This is a genomic window from Nonomuraea composti (assembly GCF_012034275.1).
In the GTDB taxonomy this organism is placed as follows: domain Bacteria; phylum Actinomycetota; class Actinomycetes; order Streptosporangiales; family Streptosporangiaceae; genus Nonomuraea; species Nonomuraea composti.
The window spans coordinates 1-18,254 of record NZ_JAATEP010000050.1 but is presented as its reverse complement, the minus strand read 5'-3'; the positions used below and the strand labels follow the sequence as shown (position 1 = coordinate 18,254).

The following is an 18,254-nucleotide window of genomic DNA, read 5'->3' as shown; positions in this document are numbered from 1 at the left end:
AGCATGACTCAGCAGGTGGAGATCGGCCGGGGGAAGACCGGGCGGCGGGCGTACGCGCTTGACGAGATCGGCCTGGTGCCCTCGCGGCGCACCCGTGACCCGGAGGAGGTCTCGATCGCCTGGCAGATCGACGCCTACCGGTTCGAGCTGCCCGTGGTCGTCGCTCCCATGGACAGCGTGGTCTCGCCGGCCACCGCCATCGAGATCGGGCGGCTCGGCGGCCTGGCGCCGCTCGACCTCGAAGGGTTGTGGACGCGCTACGAGGACCCGCTGCCGCTGCTGGAGGAGTGCGCCGCCCTCGACCAGGAGGCGGCCACCAGGCGGCTGCAGGAGATCTACGCCGCGCCGATCAAGGAAGAGCTGATCGGCCGGCGCATCGAGGAGATCCGCGCCTCCGGGGTGACCACCGCCGTGCGGCTGTCGCCGCAGCGCACGGTCCAGTACCACAAGGCCGTCATCGACGCGGGCGTCGACATCTTCGTCATCCGCGGCACGACGGTCTCCGCCGAGCACGTCTCGGGGCGGGCCGAGCCGCTCAACCTCAAGCAGTTCATCTACGAGCTCGACGTGCCCGTCATCGTGGGCGGCTGCGCCACCTACACCGCCGCGCTGCACCTCATGCGCACCGGCGCGGCCGGCGTGCTCGTCGGCTTCGGCGGCGGTGCCTCCCACACCACCCGCAACGTCCTCGGCGTGGCCGTGCCGATGGCCACCGCGATCTCCGACGTGGCGGCGGCACGGCGCGACTACCTCGACGAGTCCGGCGGCCGCTACGTGCACGTGATCGCCGACGGCGGCATGGGCACTTCCGGCGACATCGCCAAGGCCATCGCCTGCGGCGCCGACGCCGTCATGGTGGGCTCGCCGCTGGCGCGCGCGGTGGAGGCGCCCGGGCACGGGTTCCACTGGGGCTCCGAGGCGCACCACCCCGACCTGCCGCGCGGGCGGCGGGTCGCGTTCGGCACGGTGGGCACGCTGGAGCAGATCCTGCACGGGCCGTCCAGCGTGGCCGACGGGTCGATGAACCTGATGGGCGCGCTCAAGCGCACCATGGCCTCCACCGGCTACTCCGACATCAAGGAGTTCCAGCGGGTCGAGGTCGTGGTGGCGCCGATCCAGCGCTAGTTCCCGCGAAACGGCCGTCGCCCGGCATCGGGCGGCGGCCGTTTCGCCGTCTTGGGGGAGGCGGCGGTCAGCCAGGGGTGTGGCGGCGGCGGCGGTGGGCGCGTTGCCGGCACGCGTTGCCGCAGTAGCGGGCGGGGCGGCCCGTGGTGGTGGCGGTGAGGGGCGCGCCGCACTCCGCGCACCTGGTTTCGTTAGGTTTCGTTACGGTGGTGGCGGTGGTCGCTCTGAGGCCGTCCATGACGATCCGGGTCGCGTGGCTCGGCGAGGTGGCCGCAGGGTCCGGGGCGGCCCCGCGTGCCCTGGTGGCCCCGTGTTCCAGGGTGCCCGCGTGTTCCAGGGTGCCCGCGTGTTCCAGGGCGCCCCCGCGTTCCAGGGTGGACGCGTGTTCCATCGTGGCGCAGCCGGCGATCAGGCGGGCCACGTCCTCGGGCGTCACGTCGGCGCGAACGGCGCCCGCCCGCTGGGCGCGGGCGAGCAGGGGCGCGAGGGCGGCCAGCAGGCGGTCGCGGGCGCCGGGAGAGATGCCCTCGGTGGTCGTCATCGCCTGGCAGAGCGCCTTGTTGAGCGCCACCTCCGCCACCGCGCGCCCGAAGGCCGTGAAGAAGGCGGCGCCGGGGTCGCCGGGCCGGCCCGGCAGGGCGCGCAGCTCCTCGACGAGCCGGTCGAGCCGGTCGTTCACCACCGCCGCGAGCAACGCCTGCTTGCTGGGGAAGCGCCGGTAGACGGTGCCCGCGCCCACCCCGGCCCGGCGGGCGACGGCATCGAGCGGCACCGACGGGCCCTGCTCGGCGAACGCCTCCCGGGCCGCCGCGAGGACGCGGGCGCGGTTGAGGCGCGCGTCCGTCCGGCCGGGCACGTCCGCACCCGCCACGTCCATGCCGGGCATGTTCGCACCGGCCACGTCCGCACCGGGCACCTCCGCATCGGCCACGTCCATCCCGAACCTCCCGGTTGACAAGCGGAACGTGCGTTCCGTACGGTCTAAGCGGGTGCTGCGTTCCGGATTCTACGGGAGGTGTGTGATGCAGGCGTCCGCGCGTGACGTGGCCGAGCGGTTCCTGGCCGTCGCGGCCGGCGGTGACCTCGCCGCGCTGGCCGACCTCTACTCGGAGGACTCGGTGATCGAGCTGCCGTTCGCGCCGCCGGGCATCCCGGCCAGGTTCGAGGGGAGGGAGGGGCATCGGGCCAGGTTCGGCCGGGCGGGGACGGTGGTGCGGCACGAGCGCGTGGCGAACGTGGTGCTGCACGAGAGCACCGACCCGGAGGTGGTCATCGTCGAGTACGACCTGCACGGCCACCTCATCTCCTCCGGGGAGCCGTTCACCCGCTCGTACGTGATGGTCATGCGCGTCAGGGACGGCCTCATCGTGCACTCGCGCGACTACGCCGACCCGGCGGGCTCGGCGGGCTACCGCGGTGAGCCGGCTCCTGTCTCCTAACATGCGGAGACATGGCTGATCTTCAGCACACGCACGAGCTGACGTACGAAGGCGACCGCGTCGTCAAGCGCTACCAGGACAGCAAGCCGGGCGCGGCCGAGCGCGAGTGGCGGGCGCTGCGGCTGCTGGCCGAGCACGCGCCGGGGCTCGCGCCGGAGCCGATCGCGTTCGAGGGCGGCGCGGTGACCATGTCGCGCATCCCCGGCGTACCGCTGCGCGGGCTGGTCGCGGGCGGCAAGCACGTGTCGGCCATGGCCGAGGCGCTGGCCGAGCTGCACGCCGCCGTGCCGGGGCGCGTGCTGCGCGGCGTCCCCGTGCGGCCGTGGCAGCGCGAGGCGCTGGTCGACTGGGTCAGGAAGCGGTGCGCCGGCTGGGAGCCGAGGGAGCCGCTGGCCGACCGGGTCGTCAAGGAGGGGCTGCGCTGGCTGGAGAGCTGGTCGCCGGGCGAGGCGGGCGTGCGGGAGGTGTTCGGGGCGGGCGACGGGAACCTGGCGAACTTCCTGTGGGACGGCACGCGGGTGCGCATCGTCGACTTCGAGGACTCGGGGCGCAGTGACCTGGCGTTCGAGCTGGCGGAGCTGGCCGAGCACGTGTCCATGTGGGTGGACGGCGAGGTGGAGATCGCGCACCGGTTCGAGCTGAGCCCGCAGGAGGAGCGGCGCACCAGGGAGTGCCGCAAGGTGCACGCGCTGGTCTGGTTCTTCCTGCTGTCGCACGAGCACCCGCGCAACCCGCCGGGGACCTTCCGGCGGCAGGTCGAGCGGGTGCTGGCAACATTGGGCGCATGAGGCTCGCCGACGAGGGTGACAGGGCCGCCGTGGAGCGGCTCGTGCACGACGCCTACACGCCCTGGATCGAGGTCGTCGGCATGCGGCCGCTGCCGATGGAGGCCGATTACGCCGCGCTGATCGCCGCCGGCCGGGTGCACGTCACCGACGGGCTCGACGGGCTGATCGTGCTCGTCCCCGAGGACGGCGCGCTGCTCGTGGAGAACGTCGCGGTGCGGCCCGACCTGCACGGCAAGGGCATCGGGCGCCGCCTGATGGCCTACGCCGAACAGGAGGCGCGCCGGCTGGGGCTGCCCGCGCTGCGCCTCTACACCAACGTCAGGATGGCCGCCAACATCGCCCTGTACGCGTCGCTCGGCTACGTCGAGACCGGCCGCGTGGGCATCGAGGGCCGCTCCGCCGTGCTGATGCGCAAGGAGCTCGCCGCGTGAGCACGCCCAGGATGCGCAAGGAGCTCGGCCCGTGAGCACGCCCAGGATGCGCAAGGAGCTCAGCCCGTGAGCACGCCCAGGAGGTGGCTGACCTCGCGGGCCACGGCGTCGCGGCCGGCCTTGAGGTACTTGCGGGAGTCCACCACCCGCTCGTCGTGGACGAGGTAGTCGCGGACGGCGCCGGTGAACGCCTTGTTCAGGTGCGTCGCGATGTTGATCTTCTTCATGCCCTGTCGTACGGCCTCGCGCAGCACGTCGTCGGGCACCCCTGAGGAGCCGTGCAGCACCAGCGGCACCGGCACGGCGGCGCGCAGCTCGGCGATGAGCTCCAGGTCGAGCACGGCGTCCTTGGTGGTCATCGCGTGGGAGGTGCCGACGGCCACGGCCAGCGCGTCGACGCCGGTTCGGGCCACGTAGTCGACGGCCTCGTGCGGCTTGGTGCGGGCGCCGGGCGCGTGCACGCCGTCCTTGCCGCCGACCTCGCCCAGCTCGGCCTCCACCCAGACGCCGCGCTCGTGGCACCAGGCGGCCACCTCGGCCGTGGCGGCGACGTTCTCCTCGTCGGGCAGGGCCGAGGCGTCGTACATGACGGAGCCGAGCCCCAGCCGCACGGCCTCCTCGACGAGCGCGCGGTCGGTGGCGTGGTCGAGGTGGACCGCGACCGGCACGTCCGCCCTCCTGGCGACGGCGAGGCAGGCGAGCGCGATCGGCTCCAGCGCGCCGTGGTAGCGCACGCAGTTCTCGCTGATCTGGAGCACGACGGGCAGGCCGAGCGCCTCCGCGCCGGCCACGATGGCGGTGGCGTGCTCCAGCTGGATCACGTTGAACGCGCCCACCCCTGCGGGTGATTGGCGGACGATGTCGCCGATGGGGGCGAGGGGCATGACGGGCTCCTAACGTGATTACGTGATGGTGATCTGGGGGTGGATGTCGGCGTACACGTCGGGGTCGAACTCCCCGGCCACGGGCGTGGCCACGGCGGCGGCGCCGAGCGCGGCGGCCCGCCTGAGCCGGTCGGGCCACGGGGCGGGCTCGACCAGGCCCAGCGCCAGGCCCGCCACCAGCGAGTCGCCGGCGCCGGTGGGGTTGCCGCGCACGGTGTACGGCATCCGCGCCGCGAACGTGCCCTCGTCGGTGACGGCCAGCAGCCCGTCGGCGCCCATGGACACCACGACGGCGCCCGCGCCCTGGCCGCGCAGCGCCTGCGCGCCCTCGGCGGGGGTGCCGCCCGGCACGGCCCTGGCCAGCTCGTCGGCGTTGGGCTTGAGGAGGGCGGGGCGGCCCTTGGGGGCGTGGCGCAGGGGCTCGCCGTCGGCGTCCACGATGCACGGCACGCCCTGGTCGGCGGCGAGGGCGGCGAGCGTGGCGTAGGTGTCGGCCGGGAGGCCGCGCGGCAGGCTGCCGGACAGGACGACCGCGTCGGCGTCGCCCAGGAGCTGCTCGTAGTGCCGGGCGAAACCCTCGAACTCGGCCGCCGCGACCTCGGGGCCGGGCTCGTTGAACAGGGTGGTGCTGCCGTCGCCGGTGACGGTGAGGGTGGTGCGGGAGTCGCCCGCGATGCCGTACAGGGCGGTGGGCAGGCGCGCCGAGGACAGGTCGGCCTCGACGGCGCGGCCGGTCGGCCCGCCGGCCAGGCCCGTGACCAGCACGTCGCGGCCGAGCGCGGCCAGCACCCTGGCCACGTTGACGCCCTTCCCGCCCGCGCGCCTGTGCACCGTGCTGACCCGGTTGACACCGTTCCAGTCGACGGCGGGCACCTGGTAGGTCACGTCGAGGGCGAGGTTGAGCGTCACCGTGATGATCATTAAGGCTCCGTGATCCAGACGCCGTCCTTCAGGACGCCGTCCACCTCCAGCGAGTCGGAGAGCACGACCAGGTCGGCCGCCTTGCCGACGGCGATCGAGCCGATGCGGCCGGCCAGCCCGAGCAGCCGCGCGGGCGTCAGCGAGGCCACCTGGACGGCGTCGGGCAGGGACATGCCCAGCTCCTGGACGGCGCGCCGGAACGCGACGTCCATCGTCAGCGTGGAGCCCGCGATCGAGCCGCCCTCGACCAGGCGCGCCACGCCGTCGTGCACGCGCACGGCCATCGAGCCGAGCACGTAGTCGCCGTCGCCCAGGCCGGTCGCCGACATGGCGTCGGTGATCAGCGCGGTGCGGCCGGGCCCGGCCACCTCGTACGCCAGCCGCAGCATGGCCGGATGCACGTGCACCCCGTCGTTGACCAGCTCGACCGTCACCCGCTCGTCGTCGAGCAGCGCCGCCACGGGCCCCGGCGCGCGGTGGCCGAGCGGCGGCATCGCGTTGTAGAGGTGCGTGGCCACGGTGGCGCCCGCCTCGATGCCCTCGATGGTCTGCTCGTAGCCGGCGTCGCTGTGCCCGATGGCGGCCAGCACGCCCTCGTCCACGGCGAACCTGATCGTGTCGAGGGCGCCGGGCAGCTCGGGCGCGATGGTGAGCATGCGGACGTGCCCGCGCCCGGCCTTGACCAGCCCCGCGAACTCCTGCGGCGACGGCTCGCGCAGCCGCGTCGGGTCGTGCGCGCCGCAGCGGGACCTCGCGATGTACGGGCCCTCGAAGTGGATGCCGGCCAGCAGCCCCTCGTCGCAGAGCCCGGCCAGCGCCGACGCCGCCGCGGCCAGGCCCTCGACCGTGTCGGTGACCAGGCTGGCCATCATGGTCGTGGTGCCGTGGCGGCGGTGCAGCGCCACGGCGTCGCGGGCCCGGTCGGGGTCGCCGGTGGGGAAGGAGCCGCCGGCGCCGCCGTGGTTGTGCACGTCGACGAACCCCGGCACGACGTGCCGCCCGCCCACGCTCAGGCCGGGACCCGGGGCGGATCCGTGGCCGACGTGCGTGATGCGGCCGTCTTCGATGGTCAGCCACCCCTCGTGCACGCCCTCGGGCGTCACGATTTTGGCGTCGGCAAGAGTAAGGCTCATGAAGAAAGGATCACAGATCGCGTGAGGTGCATGGGCTCGTCGGGGTTCAGCCCCTGGGCGAACGCCCGCGCGACCGCGACCCGCTGGGCGCGGATCAGCTCGGCCATGGGGTCGAGCGCGCTCTCGAAGAACGTGCCGCCGGTCTCCTCGACCTGCGCGCGCAGCCCTTCGGGGGCCTGGCCGAGCATCCACGTCACCCGCCCGGGGGCGGCGATGCTGATCGGGCCGTGGCGGTACTCCATCGCCGGGTACGCCTCCGTCCAGGAGCGGGACGCCTCGCGCATCTTCAGCGCGGCCTCCTGGGCCAGCCCGACCGACCAGCCGGTGCCGAGGAAGCTGAACTGCTCGGCCCGCACCAGCGCGTCGGGCAGCGGCTCGGCCACGGCCTGCTCGGCGTCGGCGATCGCCCGTGTCAGGTCCTCGCCGAGGGAGGCGCGCAGCATGGCGAGCTGCGTGGTGGCGAACCTGGTCTGCACGACGGACTTCTCGTCGGCGTAGTCGAGCACGATCACCTCGCCGGCGGCGCTCATGATCGGCGTCTCGGGGTCGGCGGTGATGGCCACGCTCTTGTCGGTGGTCCTGGCCAGCAGGTCGAGCACCTCGGTCGTGGTGCCCGAGCGGGTCAGCGCCAGCACCCGGTCGTAGCGGCGGCCGTGCGGGAACTCGGAGGCGGCGAACGCGTCGGTCTCGCCGTGCCCGGCCCGCTCGCGCAGCACGGCGTACGCCATCGCGATGAACCACGACGTACCGCAGCCGACGACGGCGACCCGCTCGCCCCTGCGCGGCAGCGCGTCGGCCGGGATGTTCGCGACGGCGCGGCGCCAGCAGGACGGCTGGGACGCGATCTCGGCCTCGGTGTGGGTGGTCACCACTTGCCTCCCCATGATTGATTGTTCCTGCTGCATTCATATCAAAAAAGTGCAGAAATGAACACCGGTAGCTCTGGTGCTCCAGGTTGTGCCACGCTTGCTCCTGTTCCTCACCCCTAGGGAGGCCTCCGTGTCCCGCTACGACCGCTGGAACGCCATCCTTGAGCTGCTGGCGCAGGAAGGCAGGCTGTCGGTGGAGGAGGCGGCCCAGGCGCTCGACGTCTCCACCGCGACGATCAGGCGCGACTTCGACCAGCTCGCCCAGCAGCAGATGCTCATGCGCACGCGGGGCGGCGCGGTGGCCCAGAGCGTCAGCTACGACCTGCCGCTGCGTTACAAGACCGCCAGGCACGCCGACGCGAAGCACCGCATCGCGCTCGCGGCGGCCGAGCTGGTCACGCCGGGGGCCGTGGTCGGGCTCAACGGCGGCACCACGACGTCCGAGCTGGCCCGCACCCTTGCGACGCTGCCCGCGCTGGAGGCCGGGTTCACGGTCGTCACCAACGCGCTGAACATCGCGGCCGAGCTGACCGTCCGGCAGCACGTCAAGATCGTGGTGACCGGCGGGGTGGCCAGGCAGCAGTCGTACGAGCTGATCGGGCCGCTCGCCTCCGGGGTGCTGGAGCAGGTGACGCTGGACGTCGCCTTCCTCGGCGTGGACGGGCTCGACGTCGCCCTCGGCGCCTCCGCCCACCACGAGGGCGAGGCCAGCGTGAACCACCTGCTGATCAGCCGGGCCGCGCAGGTCGTGGTGGTGGCCGACTCCTCCAAGATCGGCAAGCGGGCGTTCTCCCGCATCTGCCCCATCGGCCAGATCGACACGCTCGTCACCGACGCGCAGCTCCCCGACACGCTGGCGGGTCAGCTCACGGACGCCGGCGTGAAGGTCGTCCGCGCCTGAGGGCGTTACAGGGCGCGTCCTGCGCGGGTAGGTACCGGAACGCAGACCACAGGTGTTCCAGGGGGAGTTATGACGTCGGGAAGGAGCGCGGCCCTGCTCGGGCCCGCGCAGCGGGCCGAGGCGCTGGGGCGCATGGCCTCCGAGGAGCTCGACGTGGTCGTGGTCGGCGGCGGCGTCGTGGGGGCGGGCATCGCGCTCGACGCCGTGACCCGCGGCCTCGACGTCGCCCTCGTGGAGGCGCGCGACTTCGCCTCGGGCACGTCCTCGCGCTCGTCCAAGCTGATCCACGGCGGCCTGCGCTACCTGGAGCAGCTCAACTTCGAGCTGGTGCGGGAGGCGTTGCAGGAGCGGGCGCTGCTGCTGCAGCGCATCGCGCCGCACCTGGTGCGGCCCGTGCCGTTCCTGTTCCCGATGACCCACTACGGGTGGGAACGCCCCTACGTGGGCGCCGGCGTGGCCCTCTACGACACGCTCGGCTTCGCCACCGGGCTGACCCGCGGCGTGCCGGGGCACCGCCATCTGTCCAGGTCACGGGCGCTGCGGCTGGCGCCCGCGCTGAAGAAGACCGCCTTCACCGGCGCCGTCCAATACTGGGACGCCCAGGTCGACGACGCCCGCTACGTGCTCACCATGCTGCGCACCGCGGCCACGTACGGCGCGCACATCGCGCCCAGGGCGCAGGTCGTGGGCTTCCTGCGGGAGGGCGAGCGGGTCACCGGCGTGCGGGTGCGCGACCTGGAGTGCGGCGTGGAGTTCGAGGTACGCGCCCGCCAGGTCGTCAACGCCACCGGCGTCTGGACCGACGACATCCAGGAGCTGGTCGGCGGGCGCGGCCAGATCCACGTGCGCGCCTCCAAGGGCATCCACCTGGTCGTCCCGCGCGACCGCATCCACTCGCTGACCGGCATCATCCTGCGTACGGAGAAGTCGGTGCTGTTCGTGATCCCCTGGGGCCGCCACTGGATCATCGGCACCACCGACACGGAGTGGACGCTCGACAAGAGCCACCCGGCCGCCTCCCGCGCCGACATCGACTACCTGCTCGACCACGTCAACGCGGTCCTGTCGGTGCCGCTGACCCGCGACGACGTCGAAGGCGTGTACGCGGGGCTGCGGCCGCTGCTGTCGGGCGAGTCCGACGAGACGTCCAAGCTGTCCAGGGAGCACGTGGTGGCGCATCCCGTGCCGGGCCTGGTGATGATCGCCGGCGGCAAGTACACGACGTACCGGGTCATGGCCCGCGACGCGGTCGACGCGGTCGCGCACGGGCTCGACCAGCGGGTGCCGCGCTCGTGCACCGACCGCATCCCGCTCGTGGGCGCCGAGGGTTACCAGGCGCTGTGGAACTCCCGGCACCGCATCGCCCAGGAGTCGGGCCTGCACGTGGCCAGGATCGAGCACCTGCTCCAGCGGTACGGCGGGATGATCGACGAGCTGCTGGAGCTGATCGAGCAGGACCCGTCGCTGGGCCGGCCGCTGGCGGGCGCCGACGACTACCTGCGGGCCGAGATCGTCTATGCCGCCACCCACGAGGGCGCCCGCCACCTCAACGACGTGCTCACCCGGCGCACCCGCATCTCCATCGAGACCTTCCACCGGGGCGTGGCGGTCGCGCAGGAGGCCGCCGAGCTGCTGGCCGGGCCGCTCGACTGGGACGGCGAGCAGGTCAAACGGGAGGTCGAGTACTACACCAAGCGGGTGGAGGCCGAGCGCCGCTCGCAGGAGCAGGACTCCGACCACGAGGCCGACGCGATCAGGCTGGGCGCGCCGGAGATCGTGCCCGTCGTGGTGCCGGAGCACACGTCATGAACGAGCCGGCCGGGCAGGGGCGGCCCGCGGCGCTGCGGGGTCCGCGGACCGCCCGTTCCAGGGGTGGCTCAGCTCACGAAGGGCTCACGCGGGCGGGTAGCGCGTGGCGTCGTGCACGTCGAGCAGCGGCTCCTTGACGCCGTCGCCCGAGTCGTCGGTCCAGTTGAAGTTGCCCGTCGAGACCAGCGTGCTGCGCACGGCCAGGGAGCCGGCCCTGGTCGTCGGCTTGTGGGTGCCGCTGGTGAGCAGCGCCGCCGCGCCCGCCACGTGCGGGCTGGCCATCGAGGTGCCGCTGATCGTGGCGTAGCCGCCGGCGCGGTAGGTCGAGTAGATGCAGGTGCCCGGCGCCGTGATCTCCACCGTGGAGCCGTAGTTGGAGTAGAACGCCGAGGTGTCGTCCTGATCGGTCTCGCTGCGGCACGACAGCGTGCTGCCCCCCGTGCCGCCGGGCAAACCGTCGTTGTCGGTCAGCGCGGACACGGTGACCACGTCGGGGTGGTTGGCGGGGAAGAACGAGGAGGTGTTCGCGTGGCTGTTGCCCGCGGCGACCACGACGACGATGCCGGCGTTGACCGCGTTGGTGATGGCCGTGCTGATCGCGCTGCTGGAGCAGCCGTTGCAGCCGAGGCTCAGGTTGATGACCTCGATGGTGGAGGCGCGGGCCACCACCCAGTTGAGGCCGGCGGCGATGCCGGACAGGGTGCCCGAGCCGGCCGCGTTCAGCACCTTGACGCCGTGGATGCGGGCGCCGGGCGCGACGCCCACCGGGCCGATGGTGTTGTCGAGGGCGCCGATCGTGCCCGCCACGTGCGAGCCGTGGCCGTTGTCGTCGGTACCCGTGTTGTTGACGCAGACGCCGGTCACGCAGTTGGCCCGGGCGACCACGTTCAGGTCGGGGTGGGTGTTGTCGACGCCGGTGTCCACCACGGCGACGTCCGCGTCGATGCGGACGTCGTCGGTGCCGTCGATGTCGAGGTTCGGGTTGGCCGGGCCGAAGATGCGCCGCACTCCCGTGGGCACGGTCTGGACGAACGCGTGCACCTCGGCGTCGGGCTCCACGCTGATCACGTTCGGATTGTGCTTGAGCTTCTCGGCGGCGGTGGCGCTCAGGCGGGCGGTGTAGCCCTTGAACGCGTGCTCGTACACGCCGACGACCCGGCCGCCGAGGTCGGCCACCTGGTCCTGGGCGGCGCCCTGCGGCGCGCGCATGGCGGGGTTGAGCTGGACGATGTAGGTGCCCTCTGGTTCGGCCGAGGCGGTCGCCGCTGTCACGGGCAGGGGCGCGGTGAGTAACGCCAGCGCGCCGACGAGCAATGCGCGCAGGGGGGTGCGTGGTCGCATGGCAGCGTGGGCCTTTCTGGTCTGGGGACCGGCCCGCCCGCGTGTTACACGAACCAACCGGTCCGACAGTGGGGTGTAAGCAAAGTTTTCACCATTTGTCGGGATATGTCCATGAAAAAGGTGCCGGTTCGCTACGAACCGGCACCCTTTGGTTGCTTAACGGAGCGGGATCCACCCTTGTGAGGACAGCGTGGCCATGTCGTTGACCTGGACGCCCTCGTACGAGACCGTCCACAACGAGTCGCCGATGACCAGCGAGCGCTGGATGCCCGGCTCGTAGGTGTAACCGCCCTCCTGGCGCTGCCGGGGATGCTTGATCAGGCCCAGCTCCTTGATCCCCGAGTCGCCGATCTGGAGCACGAGCGCCCCCGACTCGTCCGCCTTGTTCAGCGGGATCACCGACAGGCCCGTCTTCGGCCAGTACAGGAACGCGTGCGGATCCCACTCGGCCTCGGAGCCCGAGTCCTTCTGGAAGAACTGCGACACCCGGCGCGGCGCGGCCGGATCGCTCACGTCGAACAGCGACACCTGCGTGCCCCGCGTCCTGCCCTGCTCGGTGGCCTCCTGGCCGATCCCGATGAGCCGGCCCTCGCCACCCGGATGCAGGTACGCCGAATAGCCGGTGATCTTCAGCTCGCCCGTCACCTTCGGCGCCGCCGGATCCCGCAGGTCCAGCGTGTACAGCGGATCCACCTGGCGGAAGGTGACGCAGTAGCCGATCGGGCCGATGAACCTGACCGAATAGATGCGCTCGCCCTCGCCGAGCCCGCCCACCTCGCCGACCTCGGCCAGCGTGTCGGCCTTGAGCACGTGGACGCTGCTGGTGCTGCTCTTCTCGTCGCCCGAGCCGACCGTGGTGGCGACGCGCAGGTGGCCGTCGTACTCCGACAGCGCGTACTGGTTCAGCAGCCTGCCCGGCACCTTGCCCGAGGCCACGTACGAGGGCGCGCCCGGCTTGGTGATGTCGAACCGGTGCACCTCCGTCTCCTCCGGCGGCACCGCCGGGGTCGGCTCTGGAGACACCGCCGGGTCGTCAGGGGTGGGCTCCACCGCCGGGGCGACGGTGTCCACCGCCGGCCGCACCACCGGGGACCACCAGCGCGGGTTGCTGGCCACGTACAGGCTCTGGCCGGTGCCGTACACCACGTCCCCGTCGGCCGCCAGGCTGATCGGGTCGGTGCCCGCCTCCGTGACCCCCTGGGCCAGGTCGATCGTGTGCACGGTCAGCATCGACGTGCCGGTGTAGTCGGCGGGGTGGCTGACCCGCTCGCACGTCACCACGTCCTTCCTGACGGCGCCCGACGCGTCCGTGATCTCGATCCTCGGCAGCCAGGCCGACACCGGCGCCCGCCGCACCGCCTCCTGGTTCGCCTTGAGCAGGTCCGCCTCCGTGGCGTCCGGCTTCGGCTCGGGGAAGGTGATCTCGGGCTGGCTGCGGGTGACGAGCCGGACCGTCGAGCCGATCATCCTGGCGTCCACGTACGAGCCCTGCGGCCGGATCGTGCTCAGCACCCGGGGCTCGCCCGCCAGGTCCACCAGCACGTAACGGGTGTCGCCCGGCGGCATGAACGAGCGCGCCTTGTACATGATGTCGCCGCCGCGCATGAGCACCAGCGCGCGGTCACCCGACACCAGCAGGTCGGCGGGCATCCCGGGGCCGGCGTCGCCCTCGACCAGCTTGAGCGACCCGGTGATCTTCCTGGTGGCCGTGTCGATGATCCGCAGGGTGCCGTCCGCGACCGTGACGATCCGGTTGCCGTCGGTCTTGACCAGGTCGGGCTCGTCCACACCGGCTTCGTGCACGTTCGTCGTGGAATGCTCCGGCGTCGCCGTCACCCTGGCCTTCGACGCGGCCGCGGAGTCCTCCGCCACCGCGAACGGCATGACACCGCCGAAGCCGTACGCGGTGACGTTCGCCGCCGCCCGCTCCCGCAGCCCGGCCAGGGCGTCGTCACAACTGTCGTAGGCGACCAGGCGGACGGCGCCGAGCGAGACGGCCTTCGGGGGCGGGCCGGAGGCGCCTCCCGTCGAAGAGGTGCAGGCGGCCGTGACCGCGGCGAGCGCGGCGGCGGTCACAGCCGTGCGGATCAACGTCTTCATGCCCTCATCACGGCTGCGCGAGCGCGATGGTTCAGGAGCCTTTGGCTGGGTTGATGGTGAACACCGGGCTGAAGTTGAGGTCGTCGGGGACCTCCAGCATCTTGCGCAGCAGCTTGCCGTTGAAGTCGAGCACCTGGATCTCGTCGTTGTCGCCGTTGTTCTGCTCCCAGCAGTACAGGTGGCTCTCGTCGTAGAAGCCGAGCGCCTTGTCGCAGTCGGAGGAGAACTTGCGCACCTGCTTGCCCGTCGCGGTGTCCCAGATGCAGTGGTCGCCGTCGCCGCCGTTGGGGCAGTTGGTGAAGAACGTCTTGCCCGACGGTGAGAAGATGTCCTGGGTGCCGGCGGACAGCGTGCCGATGCCCGTCAGCGAGCGGGTGGCCTTGCCCTCGCTGTCGAAGAAGCGCAGGCTGCGGTTCTTCTCGTCGCCGTAGACGTTGACCACGCCCTCGTCGTCGCCGTCGAAGCCGAAGGCGGTCTCGCGGACGGAGGTGTCGTCCACGTCGACCACCTCGGCCGTCTTCGCGGCCACGTCCACCAGGACGAAGCCCGTGTACAGCCACTTGCTGCCGCTCTTCTTCTCGACGTTCAGCAGGATCTTCGAGCCGTCCTTCGACCACGACCTGATGCTGCTGATCAGCGGCTCCTTGACGGTCTTGATCGTCGTGCGCTCGCCGGAGGTGCGGTCGCTGATGACGATGAAGTCGTAGTCGTCGGAGCTGTAGCTCCTGCCCCGGGTCGCCAGGAGCCTCCCGTCGGGGGAGACCATCGACTCCCAGTTTCCCGACAGCTTCGTGAACGTGCCGCGCAGCGAGTTCCTCGCGTAGTCGATCCAGTCGTCCTTCGGCTTGTCGAAGACCTCGTAGGAGGTCAGGACGATGGCGTCGGCGGGGTTCTCGTACAGATAGATCTTGCCGCCGGGGATCGAGCGCCTGTTGCCGGTCGCCGGCACGGACGCCTGCGCGGTCTTCGACGTGCGCGAGCGCTGCGGCTCCGGCGTGCCGGTGTCCACCGCGACCGTCGTCGCGGCCTTGTCGAGCTGGATGACCACGATCACGCCGGCGAGCAGGAGCAGCGCGACCGCCACCGTGACGCCGGCGATCAGCGGGGCCCTGCCGCTCTTGCGGGGGCGCGTCTGCGTGTACGGGCCCTGGGCGTACGGCGGGATCGTGGGCTGCTGCCAGGCCGCCTGCTGCTGCGGCTGGGGGAACGGGGCGCCGGTCGCGTACGGGACGTTGCCCGACATCGGCCCCTGCATCGGCGTATGCATGGGTGCTGACGGCGACGCGAACGGCGGGCCTGAGGAGGGGCCTCCGTGCGGCCCGGACGGAGGGCCGGCGGGGTGCGGGTAGGGCCGCTGCGCGGGGGCGGCCTCGGCGGCGCCCTGCGCGAGCATGCCGGGGTTCGGCGCGGGCTGGTGGAGCAGGCGCATGATCACCTGCTCGGCCGTGGGCCGCTGCGCCGGGTCCTTGCTCAGGCACGCGACGACCACGTCGCGCAGCGGGCCCTCGCCGAGCGCGCTGAGGTCGGGCTGCTGGTTGAGCACGCGGTTGATCACCGCGGGCATCGTGTCGCTGCCGAACGGCGCCCGCCCGGAGGCGGCGAAGACCATGGCGCTGGCCCACGAGAACATGTCGGCGGCCGGCCCGACGGTGTGCCCCATGATCTGCTCGGGCGGCATGTACGACGGCGTGCCCACGACCATGCTGCTGATCGTGGAGGTGGCGTTGAGCGCCCGCGCGATGCCGAAGTCGATCACGCGCGGCCCGTCGGCGCCGATGATCACGTTCGCCGGCTTGAAGTCGCGGTGCACGATGCCCGCCTGGTGGATGGCGGCCAGCGCCGTGGCGGTGCCGATGGCCAGCCGGTGCAGGACGGAGCCCGCGCGCGGCCCCTCCTCCTGCACGACCCGCTGCAAGGACGGGCCCTCGATGAACTCACTGACGATGTACGGCCTGTCCTGCTCGACCCCGGTGCCCAGGACGGCGGCGGTGCAGAAGGGCGCCACGCGCTGGGCCACCTGGACCTCGCGCAGGAACCGCTCCACGCTCACCTGGTCGCCCGACAGGTCGGGGCGCAGCCACTTGACGGCCACGTGCTGGCCCGCGTGGTCTTTGGCCAGGTAAACGACGCCTTGACCGCCCTCGCCGAGCCGGCCGAGGAGCTCGAGGCCCCCCAGCCGCTGTGGGTCTCCGGGCCGGAGCGGAGCGAAGGATGCCATGAGGGGATTCTGGCCCTATGCCGCGAATCCGCAAAAACTACCCGCCGGTAGCCGGGCGGAATATGCTTCTGAGATGCAGGTCACGTCCAGTGGTAGGACACAGTGCGTCATCGCTCCCTTCAGCGGAGAAACCCTCGCTGAGCTGCCCATCTCCGACGCCGATGACGTTCGCGCGGCGTACGAGAGAGCCAGGGCGGCCCAGGCCGGGTGGGCGGCCCGATCGCCCGCCGAGAGAGCCAGACCCTTCCTCCTCCTGCACGACGCCATCCTCGACCGCAGGAACGAGATCCTCGACATCGTCCAGAACGAGACCGGCAAGGCCCGCAAGCACGCCTTCGAGGAGGTGCTCGACGTCGCCGGCTGCGCCCTCTACTACGCCCGCCGCGCACCCCGCCTGCTCGCCCCGCGCGCCCGCAAGGGCATCTTCCCCGCCGCCACCCGCGTGACCGAGCTGCGCCGCCCCAAGGGCGTGGTCGCGCTGATCAGCCCGTGGAACTACCCGCTGGCGCTGGGCGTCACCGACGCGGTGCCCGCGCTGCTGGCCGGCAACGCGATCGTGCACAAGCCCGACACCCAGACCGCACTGTCCACGCTGTGGACCATCGACCTGCTGGCCGAGCTGGGCATGCCGCGCGAGATCTGGCAGGTCGTGCTCGGCGAGCCGGCCGACATCGGCGACGCGCTGCTCGACCACGCCGACTACGTCGTCTTCACCGGCTCCACCCGCGCCGGCCGGAAGGTCGCCGAGGAGGCGGCCAGGCGGCTCATCGGCTGCTCGCTGGAGCTCGGCGGCAAGAACCCGATGATCGTGCTCGACGACGCCGACCTCGACGTGGCCGTGCAGGGCGCCCTGCGCGCCTGCTTCACCAACGCCGGCCAGCTCTGCCTGTCGATCGAGCGCCTGTACGTGCACGCGTCCGTCTTCGACGCCTTCGCCGAGCGCTTCGTCCGCGAGACCGGCGCGCTCAAGCTCGGCGCCGGGCACGACTGGACCGTGCAGATGGGCTCGCTCACCTCCCGCCGCCAGCTCGACGCCGTTACCGCGCACGTGGACGACGCCGTGGCCAAGGGCGCGAAGGTGCTCACCGGCGGCCGGCCCAGGCCCGACCTCGGCCCGCTGTTCTACGAGCCGACCGTGCTCACCGGGGTGGAGGAGGGCATGGCGCTGTGCCGCGACGAGACGTTCGGCCCCGTGGTGGCGCTCTACCCCTTCTCCACCGACGACGAGGCGGTCCAACTGGCCAACGACACCGCCTACGGGCTCAACGCCTCCATCTGGAGCGGCAGCCTGCCGCGCGCCCGGCGCGTGGCCGCCCGGATCAACGCCGGCACGGTCAACATCAATGAGGGGTACGCCTCCGCGTACGCGTCCTACGACGCCCCCATGGGCGGGGTGAAGGCGTCGGGGCTCGGCCGCCGGCACGGGGTCGAGGGGCTGCTGCGCTACACGGAGGCCAGGACGGTGGCCTCGCAGGCGGGCTGGCTGGGGTTCGAGCCGCCGGGCGGGATGCCGTACGAGAGGTGGGCGGGGCTGCTGGCGACGGCGCTGAAGGCGGCGCGGCGGGTGAGGCTCAAATAGGCGCGTATACGCTGTATACGTGAACGATCAGGGCACCGCCGGGCGGATCGTGGACGTGGCGCGGCGCATCCTCGTCGAGGAAGGCGCCGAGGCCGTGAGCATGCGGCGGGTCGGTGACGCCGTGGGCGTCACCGCCATGGCCATCTACCGGCACTATCCCAGCAGGGACGCGTTGCTGCGGGCCGTCGCCGACGTCAGCGCGCGGGAGCTGGCCGCCGCCTGGACCGGGCGGGTCTCCTCCGGCGGGCTGGAGGAGCGGATGGCGGCGGCGCTCGACGACTTCCTCGACTTCGCGCTCGGCAGCCGCCACCTGTACCGGTTCCTCGTCTCCGACGCCTGGGCCGGGGCGCGGCGGTTTCCGGAGGACTTCCGTGACGGGCAGGGGCCGCCGTTCAGCGTGGTGGCGGGGCTGGTCGAGGAAGGGATGCGGGCGGGGTTCCTGCGGGAGGACGATCCGCTGGAGGTGGCGATGGCGGTGACCTCCGGTGCGCAGGGGCTGGTGCAGCAGTACCTGAGCGGGCGGATCGGGATGGCCGAGGACGACTTCCGCGCGCTCTGCCACCGCACCACCTGGCGGATCATCGAAGGGCTCCGGGCCCGCTGATCACTGAAGGGCTGCGAACCTGCTGACCTCGGTCAGGTCAGGACGTGGCTGACCCAGACGTTGGGCTCGACGTAGACGGCGTGGTCCTGGGGGACGTCGCAGTGCACGGGGG

General features: G+C 72.3%; 16 protein-coding genes. 8 read left to right on the top strand and 8 right to left on the bottom strand.

All coding sequences use genetic code 11. The annotated features are described in order from the left end of the window. The first annotated feature begins 3 nt into the window (after window positions 1-3). Window positions 4-1,125, top strand: a complete 1,122-nt coding sequence (locus HCN51_RS44755) for a GuaB3 family IMP dehydrogenase-related protein (RefSeq protein WP_206068619.1) — start codon at window positions 4-6, stop codon at window positions 1,123-1,125. Window positions 1,126-1,192: 67 nt separating this feature from the next. On the opposite strand, the gene HCN51_RS44750 is transcribed toward HCN51_RS44755, so the two are convergent. Continuing rightward, window positions 1,193-2,062, bottom strand: coding sequence for a TetR/AcrR family transcriptional regulator (locus HCN51_RS44750; protein ID WP_206068618.1), 870 nt, complete (start codon window positions 2,060-2,062; stop codon window positions 1,193-1,195). Window positions 2,063-2,147: 85 nt separating this feature from the next. Here HCN51_RS44750 and HCN51_RS44745 point away from each other — a divergent pair, with 85 nt between their 5' ends. Genes HCN51_RS44745 through HCN51_RS44735 form a run of 3 tightly spaced genes read left to right on the top strand, consistent with a single transcriptional unit; the run spans window position 2,148 to window position 3,783 of the window. Further along, entirely contained in the window at window positions 2,148-2,564 is a 417-nt protein-coding gene (locus tag HCN51_RS44745; RefSeq protein WP_168018060.1) for a nuclear transport factor 2 family protein, read from the top strand. An 11-nt stretch (window positions 2,565-2,575) separates the two neighbouring features. Further along, entirely contained in the window at window positions 2,576-3,352 is a 777-nt protein-coding gene (locus HCN51_RS44740) for a phosphotransferase (RefSeq protein WP_080043183.1), read from the top strand. Beyond that, window positions 3,349-3,783: a GNAT family N-acetyltransferase gene (locus HCN51_RS44735; protein WP_168018059.1), complete on the top strand. Its 435-nt coding sequence runs from the start codon at window positions 3,349-3,351 to the stop codon at window positions 3,781-3,783. The genes HCN51_RS44740 and HCN51_RS44735 overlap by 4 nt, the downstream gene beginning before the upstream one ends. A 59-nt stretch (window positions 3,784-3,842) precedes the next feature. Here the strand turns inward: HCN51_RS44735 and HCN51_RS44730 are convergent, their stop codons facing one another. The 4 genes from HCN51_RS44730 to HCN51_RS44715 are packed head-to-tail and all read right to left on the bottom strand — an operon-like array spanning window position 3,843 to window position 7,590. Further along, window positions 3,843-4,667 carry a class II fructose-bisphosphate aldolase gene (locus tag HCN51_RS44730; protein WP_168018058.1) on the bottom strand — a complete coding sequence of 275 codons (825 nt, stop codon included), beginning with the start codon at window positions 4,665-4,667 and terminating at the stop codon, window positions 3,843-3,845. An 18-nt stretch (window positions 4,668-4,685) separates the two neighbouring features. After that, a complete protein-coding gene (locus HCN51_RS44725) occupies window positions 4,686-5,588 on the bottom strand; it encodes a 1-phosphofructokinase family hexose kinase (RefSeq protein WP_168018057.1) in 903 nt (300 codons plus the stop codon). Continuing rightward, on the bottom strand, window positions 5,588-6,721 hold the full coding sequence (nagA, locus tag HCN51_RS44720; RefSeq protein WP_168018056.1) for an N-acetylglucosamine-6-phosphate deacetylase: 1,134 nt from the start codon (window positions 6,719-6,721) through the stop codon (window positions 5,588-5,590). Before nagA ends, HCN51_RS44725 begins: the two co-directional genes overlap by 1 nt. Then, window positions 6,718-7,590 (bottom strand): SIS domain-containing protein, encoded by an 873-nt coding sequence (locus HCN51_RS44715; protein WP_346434014.1) that lies wholly within the window; start codon window positions 7,588-7,590, stop codon window positions 6,718-6,720. The genes nagA and HCN51_RS44715 overlap by 4 nt, the downstream gene beginning before the upstream one ends. Before the next feature lie 130 nt (window positions 7,591-7,720). Between HCN51_RS44715 and HCN51_RS44710 the strand changes: the two genes are divergently transcribed. Both HCN51_RS44710 and HCN51_RS44705 read left to right on the top strand, forming a co-directional pair. Next, entirely contained in the window at window positions 7,721-8,491 is a 771-nt protein-coding gene (locus tag HCN51_RS44710) for a DeoR/GlpR family DNA-binding transcription regulator (RefSeq protein ID WP_080047274.1), read from the top strand. A gap of 69 nt (window positions 8,492-8,560) precedes the next feature. Beyond that, complete coding sequence (locus HCN51_RS44705) at window positions 8,561-10,300, top strand: glycerol-3-phosphate dehydrogenase/oxidase (RefSeq protein WP_168018054.1); 1,740 nt, start codon at window positions 8,561-8,563, stop codon at window positions 10,298-10,300. 84 nt (window positions 10,301-10,384) lie between these two features. Here the strand turns inward: HCN51_RS44705 and HCN51_RS44700 are convergent, their stop codons facing one another. The 3 genes from HCN51_RS44700 to HCN51_RS58525 form a co-directional block, all read right to left on the bottom strand. After that, on the bottom strand, window positions 10,385-11,641 hold the full coding sequence (locus tag HCN51_RS44700) for a S8 family peptidase (RefSeq protein WP_168018053.1): 1,257 nt from the start codon (window positions 11,639-11,641) through the stop codon (window positions 10,385-10,387). 156 nt (window positions 11,642-11,797) lie between these two features. After that, window positions 11,798-13,741, bottom strand: coding sequence for a beta-propeller domain-containing protein (locus tag HCN51_RS44695; RefSeq protein ID WP_168018052.1), 1,944 nt, complete (start codon window positions 13,739-13,741; stop codon window positions 11,798-11,800). Between the two features lie 31 nt (window positions 13,742-13,772). Next, window positions 13,773-15,959 carry a WD40 repeat domain-containing serine/threonine protein kinase gene (locus HCN51_RS58525; protein ID WP_206068617.1) on the bottom strand — a complete coding sequence of 729 codons (2,187 nt, stop codon included), beginning with the start codon at window positions 15,957-15,959 and terminating at the stop codon, window positions 13,773-13,775. On the opposite strand from HCN51_RS58525, the gene HCN51_RS44685 reads away from it, so the two are divergent. Together HCN51_RS44685 and HCN51_RS62680 are read left to right on the top strand one after the other, a co-directional pair. Next, window positions 15,958-17,538, top strand: a complete 1,581-nt coding sequence (locus HCN51_RS44685; protein WP_168018051.1) for a succinic semialdehyde dehydrogenase — start codon at window positions 15,958-15,960, stop codon at window positions 17,536-17,538. The genes HCN51_RS58525 and HCN51_RS44685 overlap by 2 nt on opposite strands. A 19-nt stretch (window positions 17,539-17,557) precedes the next feature. Beyond that, window positions 17,558-18,142 (top strand): TetR/AcrR family transcriptional regulator, encoded by a 585-nt coding sequence (locus tag HCN51_RS62680; RefSeq protein WP_080043164.1) that lies wholly within the window; start codon window positions 17,558-17,560, stop codon window positions 18,140-18,142. Window positions 18,143-18,254: the final 112 nt, after the last annotated feature.

Bases quoted from the DNA above. Each gene is read 5' to 3' on its own strand.
- HCN51_RS44755 (WP_206068619.1), top strand. From the start codon at position 4: ATGACTCAGCAGGTGGAGATCGGCCGGGGGAAGACCGGGCGGCGGGCG.
- HCN51_RS44750 (WP_206068618.1), bottom strand. From the start codon at position 2,062: ATGGACGTGGCCGATGCGGAGGTGCCCGGTGCGGACGTGGCCGGTGCG.
- HCN51_RS44745 (WP_168018060.1), top strand. From the start codon at position 2,148: ATGCAGGCGTCCGCGCGTGACGTGGCCGAGCGGTTCCTGGCCGTCGCG.
- HCN51_RS44740 (WP_080043183.1), top strand. From the start codon at position 2,576: ATGGCTGATCTTCAGCACACGCACGAGCTGACGTACGAAGGCGACCGC.
- HCN51_RS44735 (WP_168018059.1), top strand. From the start codon at position 3,349: ATGAGGCTCGCCGACGAGGGTGACAGGGCCGCCGTGGAGCGGCTCGTG.
- HCN51_RS44730 (WP_168018058.1), bottom strand. From the start codon at position 4,667: ATGCCCCTCGCCCCCATCGGCGACATCGTCCGCCAATCACCCGCAGGG.
- HCN51_RS44725 (WP_168018057.1), bottom strand. From the start codon at position 5,588: ATGATCATCACGGTGACGCTCAACCTCGCCCTCGACGTGACCTACCAG.
- nagA (WP_168018056.1), bottom strand. From the start codon at position 6,721: ATGAGCCTTACTCTTGCCGACGCCAAAATCGTGACGCCCGAGGGCGTG.
- HCN51_RS44705 (WP_168018054.1), top strand. From the start codon at position 8,561: ATGACGTCGGGAAGGAGCGCGGCCCTGCTCGGGCCCGCGCAGCGGGCC.
- HCN51_RS44700 (WP_168018053.1), bottom strand. From the start codon at position 11,641: ATGCGACCACGCACCCCCCTGCGCGCATTGCTCGTCGGCGCGCTGGCG.
- HCN51_RS44695 (WP_168018052.1), bottom strand. From the start codon at position 13,741: ATGAAGACGTTGATCCGCACGGCTGTGACCGCCGCCGCGCTCGCCGCG.
- HCN51_RS44685 (WP_168018051.1), top strand. From the start codon at position 15,958: ATGAGGGGATTCTGGCCCTATGCCGCGAATCCGCAAAAACTACCCGCC.
- HCN51_RS58525 (WP_206068617.1), bottom strand. From the start codon at position 15,959: ATGGCATCCTTCGCTCCGCTCCGGCCCGGAGACCCACAGCGGCTGGGG.